This is a genomic window from Gluconobacter sp. P5E10, from assembly GCF_018812145.1.
Lineage (GTDB): Bacteria > Pseudomonadota > Alphaproteobacteria > Acetobacterales > Acetobacteraceae > Gluconobacter > Gluconobacter cerinus.
On sequence record NZ_JACRVZ010000001.1, the window covers coordinates 1 to 16,519 of the forward strand.

The window sequence follows — 16,519 nt, forward strand, 5'->3', positions numbered from 1 at the left end:
CCTGGTGGCCATTGCGAGGGCCCTACACCCGATCCCTTCCCGAACTCGGCCGTGAAATCCCTCAGCGCCTATGATACTGCACCTCAAGGTGCGGAAAAGTCGGTCGCCGCCAGGTCCCCTAGCCCACTCATCACTCCCACAACACCAACATCACCAATACCACCGCGGGGTGGAGCAGCCCGGTAGCTCGTCAGGCTCATAACCTGAAGGCCGTAGGTTCAAATCCTACCCCCGCAACCAGTGATTCAGACACTCCCGTGAGCATCGCTTCGGGAGTGTTTCTTTTTTCAGCCATTTCCAATGGCTTGCCGTTCGGTCCTGTTCAGGATCGTCCCCAGTTCTCCATACAGCATCGCGTCGATCTCGCCCCGGTTCGGGCCGGGAGTGAGCACGACCTTCTCGATCAGCGCTCGCAGCGCTTCGGCGGCTTCCAGCCGTTCCTCGAGGCGGTTAAGAGCGTCGGTCAAACGGCCTGACCTCTGCCGCTAGATCCACCACAGCGTCATGAACGTCGGACAGCAGGGACGCTAACTCGGTCTTGCAGGCTTCCAGCGCGTTCATCTCCGCGTTGGAGATGCCCAGCAGTCAGTTGGAACTGAAGACAAAGCTTATGATTCGTAAGTTGCCGATCAGTGTAGGAACCTGAGCGCCTAGACATAGACAGCTCAGTGGCATCCCCCTGCTTTCCCACTGCAAGCCTTACAACTGCTGCATCCTTTTGACGGGATAGCAACAGGGGGGCGAGATTGTAACCCGCAAGCATTTTTCAGGCGTCCCCAGCTCACTGGAAAGAGACGTGCATACCAGTAGAGTGCTGCGATACTGACCAGTAGAATGGCAACGATTGTTTCAATCATCATGCGTCTCCTGTGACAGCCCTGGCGACGTGATAGACGATGAAGGCTGCGACATAGGCCAAACCAAAAAGATACGCTGTTGCTCCCAGAACGACTTTCATGGACCGGGTTTCCCGTCGCATGACAGCCAGAGTCGAGATGCATTGCGGGGCATAAACATACCACGCCAGCAGCGAGAGAGCGGTAGCAATGCTCCATTGGCTGGAAAGAAGTGGCAGAAGCTTTGCGGATGCAGCGTCTTCACTCACCCCGAGTGCATAGACTGTCGCCAGCGCGCTGACGGCGACTTCACGTGCAGCGAGGCCGGGAATCAGGGAAACGCAGATTTGCCAGTTGAAACCGATGGGAGCAAAAATCGGGAGCATCAGGTGGCCAATCCGGCCCGCAAGGCTGTAGTCAATAGCAGCACCGGTCGCACCGGCGGGGGGAAGTGGGAAACTGGACAGGCCCCAGAGCAGGACATTTAGCGATACAATAATCGTACCAACTCGTGACAGGAACATCACCGCACGCTGCCACAGACCGAGCGCTAGGCTCTTAAGATTAGGGCGCCGATACGGGGGGAGCTCCAGAAGGAGTGGATGTTCTTCTGATTTGACGCCACGCGTCATTATGCGAGCGGCGATGATGCCGCTGACGATCGCCAGAGCATAGAGCCCAAACAGAACCAGCCCCTGAATTCCAAAAATTCCGAGAACTGTTTTGTGCGGGATGAATGCGCCAATCAGCAGTGTGTAAACTGGCAGACGGGCGGAGCACGTCATGAGGGGAGCGATCAGGATCGTGACCAGTCGATCCCTTGGGTTCTGGATAGTACGTGCGGCCATAATGCCGGGAATGGCGCAGGCAAAGCTGGAGAGAAGCGGGATGAAAGACCGGCCACTCAGACCGGCCAAAGCCATGACACGGTCCAGAAGGAATGCCGCACGCGGCAGATATCCCGACTCTTCCAAGGCCAGAATCCACAGGAAGAGAATTAGGATTTGCGGGAGGAAAACAATGACTGTTCCTGCGCCCGCGATAACGCCATCAGCCAGTAAGCTCCGCAAGACACCGTCAGGCAGCGGCCTGAGAATGAACTCCCCAAGCATGGTAATGCCACTTCCCAGAGCATCCATGAGAGGTTGTGCCCACGCAAAAACTGTCTGGAACATCACGAACAGCACGACCAGCAGAATGACTGGGCCCCAGACAGGATGCAGGAACCAGCGATCCAGTCGATCAACTAATCGGGCATGGCCAGCAGAGCGATCCGTAACATATGCCTGAAGCAGACGTCGGACTTCGGCATGAAGGTCCGCGTCCGGGGAAAGCGCTTTTGGCGGGGGTGGAAGAGGGCGGTCCAAAGCTTCCAGTAAAGGCTTAACACCCTGCCTGTTCAGGCTGATGACAGGCACAATCGGCATGCCAAGTTCTTGCTCAAGCCCGGCAATATCAATGGTCATGCCATTGCGCTTGGCCTCATCCATCATGTTGAGCGCAACGATGACGGGGACTTCAAGCTGACGAAGTTCCAGCAGAAAGCGCAGATGCAGCCGAAGATTGGTTGCAGAAATAACGCTGATCAGAAGTTCGGGACGTTTCTCAGTGCGGTGCTGTCCCAGGCAGACATCTCGCGTGACGTCCTCATCCGGGCTCGTAGATGCTAGACTGTAAGCCCCAGGAAGATCTAGCACGCGGATCGGGCGACCTTGCGGCGTGGAGAAAAAGCCTTCTTTTCGCTCGACCGTGACGCCAGCGTAGTTCGCTACTTTCTGACGGCTTCCGGTCAGCTGGTTGAAAAGCGAAGTCTTGCCGCAGTTCGGGTTTCCAACAAGGGCAGTCTGTAACACATGAGTCATAGGAGACGGCGAGGCGGGAGACGTCATTATGATGGTCAGACTGGGCGGCGCAGAACAATACGCGCTGCTTCTCCTTTGCGGAGCGCAAAACGGGATGTGCCAAGACTAACAGCAATAGGGTCTGCGCCGATTGGACCGGTCGCCACAATTTCCACTCTCTCGCCCGGAACAAAGCCAAGTTCACCGAGGCGGGCAGAAATGGGGTCTGCCAGTGTCAGCTCTTCGACCCGATCAATAATGGCATGATCTCCTTTGGAGAGTGTATTCAGATACCACATCAGTTTCTTATCCCAGTGCCTCCCAGCTCTCCCTTGGGCGTGCTGGCCGTTTCCCTAGATAGGCTCATCCGGCGGGAGCGAAAAGAGAGAGATGAGAATTATTTGCATCCACAGTTTACTTATTGACTGTGTGCCTCAGGATTTTTCTTGCGTGATATCATGTGGGCCGCCTCAAGAACGCCAGAAAGAGCCCGTCTGATAGGGCCGAATGGTCGGAATGAGCGTGGAGATGCTATGAACGCCTTCGCATGACCGCAGAGGAGCCGTGACCTATGAAGAGTATGACGAGAGAAGACGAGATTCCGGCAGACGGCTGTGTGCATTGTGCCACCAGTGAGACCCCCGGTGAGAAGCGCGTTGAGCAGCCTCAGAAGAAGGCACTGCTGAACCGCATCCGTCGGATCGAAGGTCAGGTTGGTGGTATCCTGAACATGGTACAGGATGACCGTTACTGCGTTGATATTCTCACACAGATCTCTGCCATCAAATCCGCGCTTGATGGTGTTTCCATCCAGATCCTGTCCACGCACGCTAATGGTTGTGTCAGGAAAGCCGTGCAGACGGACGGCGGTGAAGAGGCGATTGACGAGCTTTTGCAGGTCGTGCGCCGGATGATGCGCTGACGCCTCCTCTTTTCCATCGGTGGATTTAGCGGTCCTGTGTCGCGTCCGGGGCTGTGTCAGAAGGAGCGTCCATGCTCATCGCCTGACAGGCCTTGAGCTGCTGCTGCATCTTCGGAGTTAAGGGTTTGCTTTGCGTCTTGAGAGTTTCAAGGCGCTCGCAGATTTCCATCTGCTGATCCATGGTCAGGCCTGCCAGAGGATCTGCCTTTACGGCTACAGGCGCCTTTGGTTCGGTTGTCTGGCTGGGGGCAGCAGATGCCACTGTGGCGAACAGAAGGGCAGAGGCGGTGAGAAGAGCTTTTTTCATTATGAGAACTCCTGAAAAATGAAGATCAGAACCAGCTTCTGATGCCTAGGCTGAAGCGTACCGAGCCGGGCTTTTCGCCCTGATCCCGTACGATCCTGCGAGCCTGTGTCAGATGGCCGGAATATGTGATGCCCACATAAGGCGCGAATTTTCGCCATAGCTCGTAACGAAGCCTGAGCCCGGCATCGACGTCTGACAGGCCTGCGCCTGCCTGCCGGGCTGGATCAGACTTCGTATAGAGATTGAACTCCGCCTGAGGCTGGAGAATAAGACGATTGGTCAGCAGGAAGTCGTATGATCCCTCGACGCGGGCACCAAAGCGCCCACGGTCACTGACATACCCCGTGGCTTGAAACTCGAACTGGTATAAGGCCAGCCCTTGAATACCGAAGGCCCCCCACGTCCGGGTCGGGCCATCATCCAAGTCAACACGTACGCCGCCCTGAAGGTTCCAGTATGTGGAAATGGCACGGCTGTAGAGAATATCCTGCTGGCCATCGCTCAGGCGCCCTTTCTCAAGCGTGCCTTCAGACTTGATCCAGAGTCGGTCATAATCCGTGCCGTACCAGACTTCACCGTCCCAGCGGAAATCAGTTCCGGCGGGGGCATAGCGCCCTTCTGCCTGCTCCAAAATGCCATGGAACCAGCTGCTCTGGTCCATCATCACGGGCATGATGTTGCCAAGATGCGTGACCGCGCCCGGAATCGGAGCATCCGCGGCGTGATACTGCGTGGTGTCTTCGGCATGAGCCATACCGGCTCCAGCCAGAAGCATGGTTGCTGCCCAGGCGGCTTTCATGACACCACCACGGTGCGGAACATGCCCAGATCCATGTGATAGAGCAGATGACAGTGATAGGCCCACATGCCGGGAATATCTGCCGTCACGAGATAGCTCATGCGAGATCCCGGTTGTGAAATGATGGTATGCTTGTAAGGGCGATAATTGCCTTGGCCATTCTCCAGTTCACTCCACAGGCCATGCAGATGGATCGGGTGTTCCATCATGGTGTCATTGATCAGTGTGAAGCGGACCCGCTCTCCTTTTTTGAGGCGGATTGGTCCGGACTCTGAGAATTTTCGGCCATTAAAGCCCCAGATATAACGATCCATGTTTCCCGTTAGATGCAGGATAATCTCACGTGATGGAGGCCTGCGGTCTGCGCCCGGTCGTGTCGCGCGAAGCTGCCCATAATTCAGGACGCGTCGGCCATTGTTTTCCAGCCCATCCCCTGGGCTGTTTGTCCGATCAATCGGCATCATTGCGACGTTCTGGTTTTCGACATTAATCGGCGGCGGCCCAGGATCGTCGATTTCCATCTTTTGCATGGACATATGACCCATATGGCTCATGTCCATGTGAGACATATCCATTCCAGGCATGTTCTTCATGTCCGTGCCGTGGTCCATTCCGGGCATCGCCATGTGGTCCATGCTCTCTCCCGGCTTCATGTTGCCCATACCCATGTCGACCATGGTGCGGACGGGGCGTGGATCCATGGGCGGAATCAGTGCACTCATGCCCGAGCGAGGCGCCAGTGTGCCGCGGGCAAAGCCTGTTCGGTCTTCGCTTTGAGCAAAGATCGTATAGGCCCGGTCTTCCTTGGGCTGAACGATGACGTCATATGTCTCCGCCACACCGATGCGGAATTCATCAACCGGAACTGGCTCCACGTCGTTGCCATCCGCCTGAACGACGAGCATTTCGAGACCCGGAATCCGCACGTCAAACAGCGTCATGGTGGCGCCATTGATGAAGCGCAGACGCACACGCTCGCCTGGGCGGAACAGGCCGTTCCAGTTCATGTCTGGCGCGTTGCCGTTCAATGTATAGGTGTAGATAGCACCTGAAACATCCGCGATATCGGTTGCGGCCATGTTCATCCGGGACCAGGCAAGCCGGTCCTTCAGAGCGGCCATGGCGCTCCCCGCATCACGGGCTTCTTTGGGAAAGGATGCGGCTGTTCGTTGACGGAAGACGTAATAGTCATCCTGCATTTTGAGATTGCTGACGATGTCATGGGGCATGACATCCGTCCATTCTCCCAGAAAGATGACATAATCCCGGTCGCAGGCATTCGGATCAGGACGAATGGGGTCAATGACGATGGCGCCATACAGTCCCATCGCTTCCTGCATGTTGGAATGGCTGTGATACCAGTATGTGCCGCTCTGATGCAGGCGAAAGCGATAGCTGAAAGTCTCGCCCGGTGGGATGCCCGCAAAGCTCAGGCCCGGCACGCCATCCATATTGGACGGGACGCGGATCCCGTGCCAATGGATCGACGTTGTTTCATCCAACGCATTTGAGACGTTCAGTGTAACGGTTTCGCCCTGTTTCCAGCGCAGGATGGGGCCAGGCACTGTTCCACCAATATTGGGGGCGTGCATGGATTTTCCATCGAGAGAAATATGCGTTCGGCTGACCTTTAGATCCCAGATATTGGAAGGGGTTGAAGGCAGAAGGCCTGTAGACGTGCGAGTGCTCGCTTGTGCTTTGTGAGGCAGGGCGCTTAGGCAGGCTCCCGCACCGAGGCTCGTAACAAAACGCCGCCGCGTCAGGGGGCGTATGGGGTCGAATGAATTAGGCATCAGCTGAAAACCGGGAAACGGTGCAGGAAAACCGGAGCGCACGGATGCACACTCCAGCCGCAGCAAAGCTGCGGATCGGGTCGTTTCAGGAAATCAGCTGTTTGGGGGGAGGGGGCGTCGGAATCCAGTCTGTTCCAGACAGCGATGTGTGGCCTGTTTTGGCAAAGCGTCTGGCAATCGCAGGATGCGCCGACAACGAGGGTGTGTTCGCAAGCGTCAAGAGAGGCTCAGCCGACACAGAATGGATGTGGCAGCAGCCCTGTCCATGCCCCGCGTGGTGATGATCATGGAGAGTGGGAGTTCCGAGGCCCGGCATACTGTGCTTGTCGCAGGCATCAGTCGTCTTGTGAGTCATGGATACGCAGTGCGTCATGGCCATGGCGTGTGCCCGTGATGCTGCATGCGCCGGAAAGGCACCAGCCATCAGTCCCACCTGCATCAGCAGGCAGGCAATGATGCCAAGCCATGTCCGGGTATGCGTTTTGAGCATCACAGATCCCTGTCTTCCACAGGCGTCTGGATGTCCTTTCGCCTGCCTCCTGCAATGACCCTATACCCAGGCAGGGAATGAATGGAAGAGAGATTTCACCCACAGAGCACACACAAAAAGCAGGAAGACAGGATTTCTCTTGGATACCCCCCATCCGTACACATTATTTAATACGTTATATTAACGATTTTAATTTCAAAACCGCCCGGAAACCGCATAGGAGAAAAACATATACCCAACAGGGGTATGAAAGAATCGCAGTATTCCAAGGATACTGAGTAAGCCAGAAGGAAAATGACCATGACGCAGACAGCACATCTCAAAGTGGAAGGAATGTCCTGCGAAGGATGTGCAAAGCGTCTGCGCGAGGCGCTGGAACACGTGAGCGGCGTCTCGTCGGTTACAGTCGTACTGGCTGGCGGACAGGTTACGGTGGTGTACGATCCCGACGTGGCAACTCCTGCGGGGCTGGCCGAAACTGTTGAAGAAACAGGGTTCGACCTGGTTTCCTAACGCGCGTCGCCTTCTCATTCAGAGAGGCGCACGGTACACAACACCCGGTTCAATCTGTGAAACCAGTCCGGGTGTCATGCTGCAGCGTTATATTGTCAAATCGAAACAAATTGTGCGGCAGAATTATTTTTTCTGGGCAGGTTTTATGACACATCACGGCATTGACGCATCCAGACGTTTCCTGAAGTTCTCGGTCTCCGGGTCTGCCCTTCTTTGCGGGACTGTCCTGATGGGCTCCGCTCCTGATGCTCAGGCTGCGGAACGCGGAGAGAAAACACGCCAGAAAATGTCTCATTGCCGCATTCAGCACAAAGATGCGGGGGGACGGCAGGTCTGCGGGAAGCCGATGGTTTCTCCGGAAACTACAGCCGCTATTGCTGAAGCACCCGTGGCCCAAAGCCCCGATCTGGCCTCGACCGTGGATGGCGGAACAGAAAACCTGCGTGTTTATGGAACGCCACGCTCCTATACCGCACCCGCCGTAGAGGCATGGGGTAAAACGCTTGTCGCATTGAAGGATATTCCGCACTCCATTTCTGTCATCACACAGCAGCGCATGGAAGATTCCAACATGCTGACGATGACGGACGCCATGCGGCAGATTAACGGTATCCGCGTTCTTCCCGGTTCCACCGCCAACAGTAATTTCTATTCACGCGGCTATCAGCTCACGACGTCCATCGATAATACGCCGAACGCTGCTGGAACGCTGAATAATGCGAGTTTTGACCTGTCCATGTTTGACAGGATCGAGGTTATGCGCGGATCGGCCGGATTATTGCAGGGCGCTGGCGGAGCTGGTGGCGTTGTCAATCAGGTGACAAAAAAGCCTGGCAAGGATTTTGCTGCAAGCGGAAGTGCCTCGGTTGGTAGCTTCAATAATTATCGCGCCGATATTGATCTGACCATTCCGCTCAATCGCTCCAAAACGCTACGGTTCCGTACGGCCGACGTCTTTCAGGATAACGATTACTTCTACAAGTATGCCCATAATCGGATGTGGCAGGCTTATGGCGCTTTGGAATGGGACATTACACCGTCCACCACATTCCTTGTCTCTCATGCAGCCCAGAAGCAGAATATTGATGCACCCTATTACGGGCTCCCCGTCACGACCACGCGGACGCTCTGGTATGGCGGCCGGGATGCGAACCCCACGCCACCGTGGGGCTACAGCAATTATATGACCCAGCAGACGATCGCCTCGTTGACGCAGAAGCTCTGGGGCGACTGGAGCGTCACAGCACGTGGGACATTCTACGACCAAAGCTACAACACGCTTTATAATGAGCCGTGGACCAACATTGATACCCAGACAGGGCGCCTGACCTACAAGGACGCTGGAAACTTTCCATACCGAGGTACGAACACCTCCAGATCTGCGGACATCTATGCAACAGGCAGCTTCCGCCTTCTGCACCGGACGCATCATTTGCTGCTGGGTTTTAATTATAACGCCTACAACACACACGTTGCCTACGGAGCTGTAAATTCAGACGCGCTCTACTCTGATGTCAGCATCAACAATACGGCGGTCGTAAAGAAACCGGCTGCAGGCAGTATTACCTATAACCCGGCGGAAGGGGCTGAAGGCACAGACGACAATGCTTATCAGTGGGGGTTCTATGGTCAGCTACGCCTTGAGCTGATCCATCATCTTTCGCTGATTCTTGGCGGCCGGGTGTCACGCTTTTCCGAAAAGACGCGGGATGGCAGTCCGTCTCCGGAAAGCCCATGGAAAACCACGGCGAATATTCATGGCCAACTGACGCCTTATCTCGGCACGGTGTATCAGATCACGCCCAACCTCTCCTGGTACGCCAGTTATGCCAGCATCTTCACACCTTCTGTGGGGCGGCTGACTTTCAACGGAGAAGGTTTGACGCCGCAGCAGGGCAATCAGGTCGAAACGGGGTTTAAGGGCGAGTACTTCCATGGGCGCCTCAACATCTCGACAGCCCTGTTTCGTATGGAGAGTGTGAACCAGCCTGTACAGGACCTGGATCACACCAGCTTTTATATCACGACCGGCCCAATCCGTCGGCAAGGCTGGGAAGCGCAGGTGGATGGCCAGATCCTGCCGGGACTGGATGTCTCCATCGGATACACATATCTGGATACCAAGGTTTCCAACCCGAAAGTTTCAGACTTCGGGGGTGTTTTCTCACCGCATCACATGTTCAAGTCCTGGGTGCATTACAATGTGCAGCAAGGTCGTCTGAAGGGACTGAATTTTGGTGTCGGGCTGGACGCATACAGTAATCTTCGGGGCAGTTATGCCACGACAGTTCAGGGCGGTTACATGACGCTCGACAGCGTCATTGGATACCGGTTCAACAAGCATCTCAAACTTCAGTTGAACGCTTATAACCTGACAGACCGCTATTATTACGAGCGTGCCAGCGGCGTCTGGCAATTTAACTTCCCGGCCGCTCCCCGCAGTTTCATGGCAACGCTTCGTGGCACATACTGAACCCCCGACACCCCCACATTCTCTTTCTGACTGGAAGGTTCTGCTCCCCTACTGGCGGTCGGAAGATCGCTGGAAGGCGCTGGGCCTTCTGGGCAGTATTATCGGCTTATCCTTCCTGGATGTTCAGGTCGCGGTGTGGTTTGGGAAATGGGACCAGACCTTTTTTGACACGATGTTCGCGTACCGTGTTGCAGCCTGCATTGCGTTACTGCCCATTTATATTCTGATGACGTCGCTTAGCGCAGGAATGAGAGTCATCCAGCAATATATGACACAGGTGCTCTCCATGCGCTGGCGCCTGTGGAATACACGGGTCTATCTGCGCAAATACCTTTCTGATGACGCGTATTATCATTTGGAACATGGTCAGAACCGGGCGGATAACCCGGATCAGCGTATTGCCGATGATCTGGCCCAGATGACCGTTTGGACGCTCCGCCTTGGGCTGGAAGCCATTCAGGCTGTCACAACCTTTTTGTCCTTTGCGGTCGTGCTTTGGACGATCGGTGGAACACTCTCATTTGTCTGGCATGGTTGGCACATCGTCATCCCCGGATACATGTTCTTTGGAACGACGATTTCCATTCTTCTGGTCTCGTTCGTGCTTGAAAAAGCAGGTGGCCTCCTTGTCAGCGCTAATTATCGTCAGCAGCATTACGATGCTGATTTACGCGCGACCTTGCTGGATGTTCGCCGCAACGCTGAACAGATCGCGTTCTATGGTGGAGAGGCTGCGGAGCACTTCCGTTTGTCCGAATGCCTGAACCGTATTGCCAAAAACTGGCGCAGCGTCATGACCTACACGTGGCGCGCCAATACTGTGGTCGAACTCTACACGGGTGGCGTTAATATCGTTTTGTGGGCGCTGCTTGTGCCGAAGCTGCTGGCCCATGCTCTGACGTTTGGTCTGTATTCGCGAATCAATTCAGCATTCATGAATGTGCGCCGAAGCCTGCAATGGTTCATCGAAAATTACACGGATCTGGCAACGCTTCGCTCCATCCTTCAGCGTCTGGGGGAGTTTGAGCGTGTTGTTGTGAGCCTTCCGGCTGGTGGTATCGTGCGGGAGCCGACGGATGCAGACGGGATTGAAATTAAAGCTCTGTCTCTGGATCGCTCTGATGGCTCTCGCATCGCGGATATAGGAAGCCTCCATATTCCTGCGGGAGAGCGATGGTTTATTAGCGGGCCATCCGGGGCAGGGAAGAGCACCATGCTACGGGCCCTCGCCGGACTATGGACGCAGGGGAAGGGGCATATTTCTTTCAACATACGCGATGCCATGTTCCTTCCTCAGCGCAGTTATGTTCCGGCTGGCTCTTTGCTTCAGGCCCTTAGCTATCCAGCAACCCCGGATCGCTATGCCCGTAAAGCCTGTGAAGAGGCGCTTCTCGCGGCAAATCTGGAGTTTCTTACGCCAGATATGGAAAATGAAGCGGCCTGGGGAGACGTGTTATCTCCGGGAGAGCAGCAACGACTGGCATTTGCCCGGGTTTTTCTTGCTCGACCGTCCACGTTGTTCCTCGATGAAGCAACGTCTGCTCTGGATGAGAAGAACGAGGCTGATCTTTATGCGCGCCTCCTTGAACGCCTGCCTCACATCACCCTCATCAGTGTTGCGCATCACGCAGCCCTTAAAGCATTTCATGGCCAGGAAATGATTCTTCGCGAAAAAAGCGTAACTGTTCAGCGTCTTTTATAATACCATATGGGGGTATATTATTCCCCTTTGTTTTGGAGCCTGTGGCTTCGCGAATTCCGTCCGCTCAGGAGAGTCCCAGATGTCACAAACGGTCAGTTTTCCAGTTGGTGGAATGACCTGTGCGGCCTGCGCTGCGCGGATCGAGAAAGTTCTGAACCGCAAGGACGGTGTTCAGGCAGCCGTCAATTTTGCGTCTGAGCGTGCGCAGGTCGAACTGGAAGGCTCGGGCACCACAGTCGGGGACGTTATTGCCGCAGTGCGCAAAGCCGGTTTCTCGGTGGATGAGCAGAGTGTGGACTTCGCAATTACGGGCATGACCTGCGCTGCCTGCGCTGCGCGGATTGAAAAGGTTCTGAACCGGATGCCGTCCGTGCAGGGAAGCGTAAATTACGCTGCCGAGCGTGCGCATGTCACTTATGTTCCAGGCATTGTGACGCCTGACGATCTTGCAACCAAAATCACCAAGGCTGGGTTTGGGGCATCTCGTCTGGATGAAGGGACGCGCGAAGATCCGAAGGCAAAGCGTGAAGCTGTATGGCGTCGGGAGCGAAACCGCTTTTTGCTGACATTCGTACTTGCACTACCGCTTTTCATTGAGATGTTCGGCATGTTGCTGGGGCGTATGGAGACAGTCCCGCTTGCTGTTCAGTTTGTAAGTGCGACGCTGGTTCAGTTCGTCTGTGGCGCTCATCTTTATCGCCGAGCCTGGAATGCAGTTCGGGGCGGATCGGCGAACATGGATGTGCTGGTCGTTCTGGGAACGAGCATTGCGTATCTGTTCAGTGCCCTGGTGGCGATCCTGCACTTGCCCCAGCCAGTTTATTTTGAAGCCAGCGGTGCAATCATCACGCTGATTTCACTCGGCAAGCTGATGGAAACGCGTGCCAAAGTACGTACCAGTGCAGGGATTGAAAGCCTGTTGCAGCTTCAGCCGCAAACCGCACATGTCGAGCGGGACGGTGTTCTGGTTGATCGTGCGGTAGCTGATATGCACACCGGAGACATCTTTATCGTCCGGCCGGGCGAGAGTGTCCCGGTGGATGGCGAAGTGCTGGATGGTGCTTCAGATGTGAACGAAGCCATGCTGACGGGCGAAAGCGTACCGGTTCTGAAGCAGGCCGGGAGTGAAGTTTTCGGCGGGACGATCAACGCGAACGGTATGCTTCGGGTGAAGGCAACAGGTGTTGGCTCGGATACAGCTCTCGCGCGGATTGTTCGCATGGTCGAGCAGGCGCAGGGATCGAAAGCAAATGTCCAGAGACTGGCAGACCGTGTTTCCGGTATCTTCGTTCCCGCCGTTGTCGCATTCGCTGTCGCGACTTTCCTGATCGGATGGCTGGTCACAGGTTCCATGACATGGAGCCTGATTTCAGCGGTTTCTGTTCTCGTCATTGCCTGTCCCTGCTCGCTTGGTCTGGCTACACCGACGGCCATCATGGTCGGGACAGGGCGAGGGGCCCAGAATGGTATTCTGTTCCGGAATGCAGATGCGCTGGAGCAAGCCGAGAAACTTACGACAATCATTCTCGATAAGACTGGAACCCTGACGCAAGGTCGTCCGACTGTCACCCGTTTGCATCCTGCTGAGGGCGTTTCGGCTGACCGCCTGCTGGCCGTGGCCACATCGCTGGAGCAGAATTCCGAGCATCCTCTGGCTCGGGCTATCGTGGACTATGCCTCAGCTCACCGTGCGACGATTTTGAGTGTGGATGGGTTCAAGGCCATCCCAGGTCTGGGCGTTGAGGCACAGATTGACGGAGAGGCAGCTTTGCTCGGATCTCCGCGCTATCTCACGCAGGCCGGCTACAGCCTGGAAGCTCTTCCGGTGGCGGCGCTCGAAAATGAAGGGCAGACCGTAATTGCGGTCGCCACGGGAGGACACCTGCTTGGCATCGTCGCGTTGGGGGATGGTCTTCGCCCGGATGCCATTTCAACGGTCACCGCACTGAAGGCGCGTGGAATCAAGGTTGTCATGCTGACGGGCGATAATGAGCGTGCCGCAGCTGTTGTTGCGCGGCAGGTTGGCGTGGATGATTACCTCGCTGGCGTTTTACCGCAGCACAAGGCTGAAAGCGTGACGAAATATCGTGCTCAAGGTGCCGTTGTGGGGATGGTCGGGGATGGCATCAATGATGCACCGGCCCTGGCAGCAGCGGACGTGGGTTTTGCTGTCGGGGCCGGTTCTGCCGTTGCGTTAGACACGGCAGATGTCGTGCTTATGAAGAGTGAATTGGCGGCCGTTCTGGATGCCATTTCCCTATCTAAGGCTACGCTTTCGAAGATCCGGCAGAATTTGTTCTTTGCCTTTATCTATAACGTTCTGGGTCTGCCACTGGCCGCATTGGGCATGCTGAACCCGATTGTCGCGGGTGCAGCCATGGCCATGAGCTCAGTCTCGGTCGTAAGTAATTCTCTGCTTCTGAACCGCTGGAAACCACACTCTCACTGAGCTGGTGTCGTGAGGCGGCGTTGAACAAAGGAGATAAGGGTTCTGGCGCCATGGCTCCAGAGCCCCAGAAAATCATTACTCCCCACATGTCCTGTCAGACCGGCATCCGTAAATTCAGCTTGCCACCGTTGTGCCAGTAGCCGGGCACGATCGTTGGAAAGCCACTGATCGTTCCGGCTGGCCATCATGGCGACGGGAACCGGAGAGGGAGCCTCTGAAAGTGGAGCAAACGCGTTGATGCGAGATGCTTCCGGGTGCGTCGTATGCTCAATATCCGCTGGCGCAACGAGGAACGCACCAGCGACATTGGATGACTCATGCTGTGCGAGCCACCGCATGGTCAGGACAGCACCGAGGCTATGGGCGATAAGAAGGACAGGTTTTTCAGCATGCTGAATGGCCTGTGTCAGCGCAGCGTCCCACTCTTCCGGTGTTGGATTTTCCCAGTCTGCCTGATGCAGGCGAGGCAGGCCAAAAGCAGTTTCCCATCGGGTCTGCCAGTGGTGCTGTCCGGAACCGAAAAGCCCAGGTACGAGTAAGGGCGTGAACTGTGTTTTGATGTGATGAAATTCGGCGGCAAGAACCGTCTCTTCAGACGAGTGCTGAAAGGAAAGCGCTCGAGCACTCGCTGCTAGGTCCAGAGCAGTTGCGCGGCCAGAGAAAAGGTTCATGCCCAAAGCCTCCAGAAACCTGACCGGGAGACAATTCCCGATCAGGATTTGTGATCTGGATTAATAACGAACATAAATCAGAGTTCAATAAAATAACTATATCATAAAGTTATTTTATTGAACTTTTTTAGGCCAGTCCGTCGAAAAGCTGTGTGGAGAGATAACGCTCCGCAAAAGACGGGGCAATAACAACGATCGTCTTGCCCCGATTGGCGGTTTTCTTGGCCAAAGTCATGCCAGCATAGAGTGCGGCGCCAGAGGAAATTCCGATGGGAATGCCTTCGACGGCGGCGCAAAGACGGGCTGTTGTCAGCGATTCCTGCTCTGAAACCTCAATCACGCTATCCAGTGCCCGCAGATCCAGCGTATCCGGCTGGAATCCGGGGCCAATACCCTGAATACCGTGGGGGCCAGGTTCATCACCATGTAGAACGGCGCTTTCCCGTGGTTCTACACCAAAGACCTTGATCGCCTTGTTGTGTTTCTTGAGGCCGTGCGCAATTCCGGAAGCCGTGCCGCCAGTGCCCAGTCCGGCTACAACCATATCCACTTGCCCGGCAGTGTCGTTCCAGATTTCCAACGCGGTTGTCTGCTCATGAACTGCCGGATTGGCGTCATTTTCAAACTGACTTGGCATCCAAGCGTCAGGCAGCGTTTCCATCAGTTCTTCTGCCCGGCGGATGGCACCGGCCATTCCATCATTTGCAGGTGTCAGCTCGGTTGTCGCGCCCATGAGACGCAGCATCTTGCGCCGCTCAATGGAGGCACTTTCCGGCATGGTGACGATCAGGCGATAGCCTAGCGCAACAGCTGCAAATGCAAGCGAAATGCCTGTATTGCCGGATGTCGGCTCAATGAGGGCTGTCCGTCCCGGCGTGATCAGCCCGCGGGCCTCGGCATCGCGGAGCATGGCAACGCCAATACGGTCCTTGACGGAGCCTAGCGGGTTGAAGAACTCGAGCTTCAGCAGGAGGCGCCCCTGCAGCTTTTCCTGTTCCGTCAGGCGGGGCAGTGCAACGAGCGGCGTGCCCCCGACTGTCTCCAGGAATGAGTTGTAAACCTTACCGCGCGGAGCGGCATAACCTTCGAAGGGAGCGGGGGAAGACAAGGCCTTTTTGTTCATATCGTTTCTGTATCACAGGACGTGGAAAAGGGCAGGACGGAATTTGATCTTAAAAAACTAAATATAAAAGTAATATAATATATAATTTTACGAACCACTTATTGTTTATCGTAATATATTGACGATCTGACGTTTCATCCGTTATGAGAGCATGAATTGATCCACCGGAAGGGCATCCTGATGATGTGTCGAATGTGCTGCTGGCAACCCCCGTGTTGCCGACTTTCCGCGAGCCGGAATTCTTTCTCTTTTCATTCGTAATTTCCCGACAGCACACAGATGTCGGGCGCTTTTAAGGTTCGACGTCATGCTTGGTTCCACAGTTATCGAAATCAATGGTATTTTTCTCGGCGTTGCCATTCTGGTCAGCGCAACGGGTGCGCGCCGCTTCTATGCCGCCCATGACAGCGTTCGCGGGCTGCATAACCAGACCCTGACAGATTTATCCGCCCTGCGCCGTCTGGTCTCGCAGCATGCACGGTCCGTTCTGAGGCCGATCTGAATAAACGATTTACGTTTCTTCCTTTACACCTCTTCTCTTCCCCTGTCGGTCCGCTAGAACGGTAGGCTGAACAGATCGGCAGATGGGAGTGTGTGTGG

15 protein-coding genes, 1 tRNA gene and 1 rRNA gene are annotated in these 16,519 nt (G+C 55.4%); 8 read left to right on the forward strand and 9 right to left on the reverse strand.

The window, feature by feature from the left end:
• Together rrf and KP707_RS00010 are read left to right on the forward strand one after the other, a co-directional pair.
• Window positions 1-115 (forward strand): 5S ribosomal RNA (gene rrf / locus KP707_RS00005).
• 48 nt (window positions 116-163) lie between these two features.
• A tRNA-Met gene (locus tag KP707_RS00010) sits at window positions 164-240 on the forward strand.
• Between the two features lie 47 nt (window positions 241-287).
• Here the strand turns inward: KP707_RS00010 and KP707_RS16670 are convergent.
• The 3 genes from KP707_RS16670 to KP707_RS00025 form a co-directional block, all read right to left on the reverse strand.
• The gene (locus KP707_RS16670) at window positions 288-467 is read right to left on the reverse strand and encodes a hypothetical protein (RefSeq protein ID WP_252348817.1); all 180 of its coding nucleotides are present in this window, start codon (window positions 465-467) and stop codon (window positions 288-290) included.
• 389 nt (window positions 468-856) lie between these two features.
• Window positions 857-2,725: a ferrous iron transporter B gene (locus tag KP707_RS00020; protein ID WP_249210264.1), complete on the reverse strand. Its 1,869-nt coding sequence runs from the start codon at window positions 2,723-2,725 to the stop codon at window positions 857-859.
• An 8-nt stretch (window positions 2,726-2,733) separates the two neighbouring features.
• The gene (locus KP707_RS00025) at window positions 2,734-2,976 is read right to left on the reverse strand and encodes a FeoA family protein (protein WP_046900211.1); all 243 of its coding nucleotides are present in this window, start codon (window positions 2,974-2,976) and stop codon (window positions 2,734-2,736) included.
• A gap of 281 nt (window positions 2,977-3,257) precedes the next feature.
• On the opposite strand from KP707_RS00025, the gene KP707_RS00030 reads away from it, so the two are divergent.
• Window positions 3,258-3,599, forward strand: a complete 342-nt coding sequence (locus KP707_RS00030; RefSeq protein WP_167386112.1) for a metal-sensitive transcriptional regulator — start codon at window positions 3,258-3,260, stop codon at window positions 3,597-3,599.
• A 25-nt stretch (window positions 3,600-3,624) separates the two neighbouring features.
• Here KP707_RS00030 and KP707_RS00035 read toward each other — a convergent pair whose 3' ends face one another.
• From KP707_RS00035 to KP707_RS00050, 4 genes are all read right to left on the reverse strand, one after another.
• A complete protein-coding gene (locus KP707_RS00035; protein ID WP_211506886.1) occupies window positions 3,625-3,906 on the reverse strand; it encodes a hypothetical protein in 282 nt (93 codons plus the stop codon).
• Between the two features lie 25 nt (window positions 3,907-3,931).
• Window positions 3,932-4,681, reverse strand: a complete 750-nt coding sequence (locus KP707_RS00040) for a copper resistance protein B (protein ID WP_249210272.1) — start codon at window positions 4,679-4,681, stop codon at window positions 3,932-3,934.
• A 20-nt stretch (window positions 4,682-4,701) separates the two neighbouring features.
• Window positions 4,702-6,498 (reverse strand): copper resistance system multicopper oxidase, encoded by a 1,797-nt coding sequence (locus KP707_RS00045; RefSeq protein WP_211502200.1) that lies wholly within the window; start codon window positions 6,496-6,498, stop codon window positions 4,702-4,704.
• 85 nt (window positions 6,499-6,583) lie between these two features.
• The gene (locus tag KP707_RS00050; protein WP_211501751.1) at window positions 6,584-6,988 is read right to left on the reverse strand and encodes a hypothetical protein; all 405 of its coding nucleotides are present in this window, start codon (window positions 6,986-6,988) and stop codon (window positions 6,584-6,586) included.
• A 300-nt stretch (window positions 6,989-7,288) separates the two neighbouring features.
• Between KP707_RS00050 and KP707_RS00055 the strand changes: the two genes are divergently transcribed.
• From KP707_RS00055 to KP707_RS00070, 4 genes are all read left to right on the forward strand, one after another.
• Window positions 7,289-7,501 (forward strand): heavy-metal-associated domain-containing protein, encoded by a 213-nt coding sequence (locus tag KP707_RS00055; RefSeq protein ID WP_086634247.1) that lies wholly within the window; start codon window positions 7,289-7,291, stop codon window positions 7,499-7,501.
• Between the two features lie 76 nt (window positions 7,502-7,577).
• Window positions 7,578-9,974, forward strand: a complete 2,397-nt coding sequence (locus KP707_RS00060; RefSeq protein ID WP_211501752.1) for a TonB-dependent siderophore receptor — start codon at window positions 7,578-7,580, stop codon at window positions 9,972-9,974.
• Window positions 9,961-11,676 (forward strand): SbmA/BacA-like family transporter, encoded by a 1,716-nt coding sequence (locus tag KP707_RS00065; protein WP_211501753.1) that lies wholly within the window; start codon window positions 9,961-9,963, stop codon window positions 11,674-11,676. The genes KP707_RS00060 and KP707_RS00065 overlap by 14 nt, the downstream gene beginning before the upstream one ends.
• Before the next feature lie 79 nt (window positions 11,677-11,755).
• Window positions 11,756-14,125 carry a heavy metal translocating P-type ATPase gene (locus KP707_RS00070; RefSeq protein WP_211501754.1) on the forward strand — a complete coding sequence of 790 codons (2,370 nt, stop codon included), beginning with the start codon at window positions 11,756-11,758 and terminating at the stop codon, window positions 14,123-14,125.
• Here KP707_RS00070 and KP707_RS00075 read toward each other — a convergent pair.
• On the reverse strand, window positions 14,119-14,796 hold the full coding sequence (locus KP707_RS00075) for an alpha/beta hydrolase (RefSeq protein WP_211501755.1): 678 nt from the start codon (window positions 14,794-14,796) through the stop codon (window positions 14,119-14,121). The genes KP707_RS00070 and KP707_RS00075 overlap by 7 nt on opposite strands.
• 127 nt (window positions 14,797-14,923) lie before the next feature.
• Window positions 14,924-15,919, reverse strand: a complete 996-nt coding sequence (gene cysK / locus KP707_RS00080) for a cysteine synthase A (protein ID WP_046900204.1) — start codon at window positions 15,917-15,919, stop codon at window positions 14,924-14,926.
• A 307-nt stretch (window positions 15,920-16,226) separates the two neighbouring features.
• Between cysK and KP707_RS00085 the strand changes: the two genes are divergently transcribed.
• A complete protein-coding gene (locus KP707_RS00085) occupies window positions 16,227-16,421 on the forward strand; it encodes a hypothetical protein (protein ID WP_046900203.1) in 195 nt (64 codons plus the stop codon).
• The last annotated feature ends 98 nt before the right edge of the window (window positions 16,422-16,519 follow it).

Excerpts from the sequence above, each read along its gene's own strand:
- KP707_RS00020 (WP_249210264.1), bottom strand. The coding sequence starts at position 2,725 with ATGACGTCTCCCGCCTCGCCGTCTCCTATGACTCATGTGTTACAGACT.
- KP707_RS00025 (WP_046900211.1), bottom strand. The coding sequence starts at position 2,976 with ATGTGGTATCTGAATACACTCTCCAAAGGAGATCATGCCATTATTGAT.
- KP707_RS00030 (WP_167386112.1), top strand. The coding sequence starts at position 3,258 with ATGACGAGAGAAGACGAGATTCCGGCAGACGGCTGTGTGCATTGTGCC.
- KP707_RS00035 (WP_211506886.1), bottom strand. The coding sequence starts at position 3,906 with ATGAAAAAAGCTCTTCTCACCGCCTCTGCCCTTCTGTTCGCCACAGTG.
- KP707_RS00040 (WP_249210272.1), bottom strand. The coding sequence starts at position 4,681 with ATGCTTCTGGCTGGAGCCGGTATGGCTCATGCCGAAGACACCACGCAG.
- KP707_RS00045 (WP_211502200.1), bottom strand. The coding sequence starts at position 6,498 with ATGCCTAATTCATTCGACCCCATACGCCCCCTGACGCGGCGGCGTTTT.
- KP707_RS00050 (WP_211501751.1), bottom strand. The coding sequence starts at position 6,988 with ATGCTCAAAACGCATACCCGGACATGGCTTGGCATCATTGCCTGCCTG.
- KP707_RS00055 (WP_086634247.1), top strand. The coding sequence starts at position 7,289 with ATGACGCAGACAGCACATCTCAAAGTGGAAGGAATGTCCTGCGAAGGA.
- KP707_RS00060 (WP_211501752.1), top strand. The coding sequence starts at position 7,578 with ATGCTGCAGCGTTATATTGTCAAATCGAAACAAATTGTGCGGCAGAAT.
- KP707_RS00070 (WP_211501754.1), top strand. The coding sequence starts at position 11,756 with ATGTCACAAACGGTCAGTTTTCCAGTTGGTGGAATGACCTGTGCGGCC.
- KP707_RS00075 (WP_211501755.1), bottom strand. The coding sequence starts at position 14,796 with ATGAACCTTTTCTCTGGCCGCGCAACTGCTCTGGACCTAGCAGCGAGT.
- cysK (WP_046900204.1), bottom strand. The coding sequence starts at position 15,919 with ATGAACAAAAAGGCCTTGTCTTCCCCCGCTCCCTTCGAAGGTTATGCC.
- KP707_RS00085 (WP_046900203.1), top strand. The coding sequence starts at position 16,227 with ATGCTTGGTTCCACAGTTATCGAAATCAATGGTATTTTTCTCGGCGTT.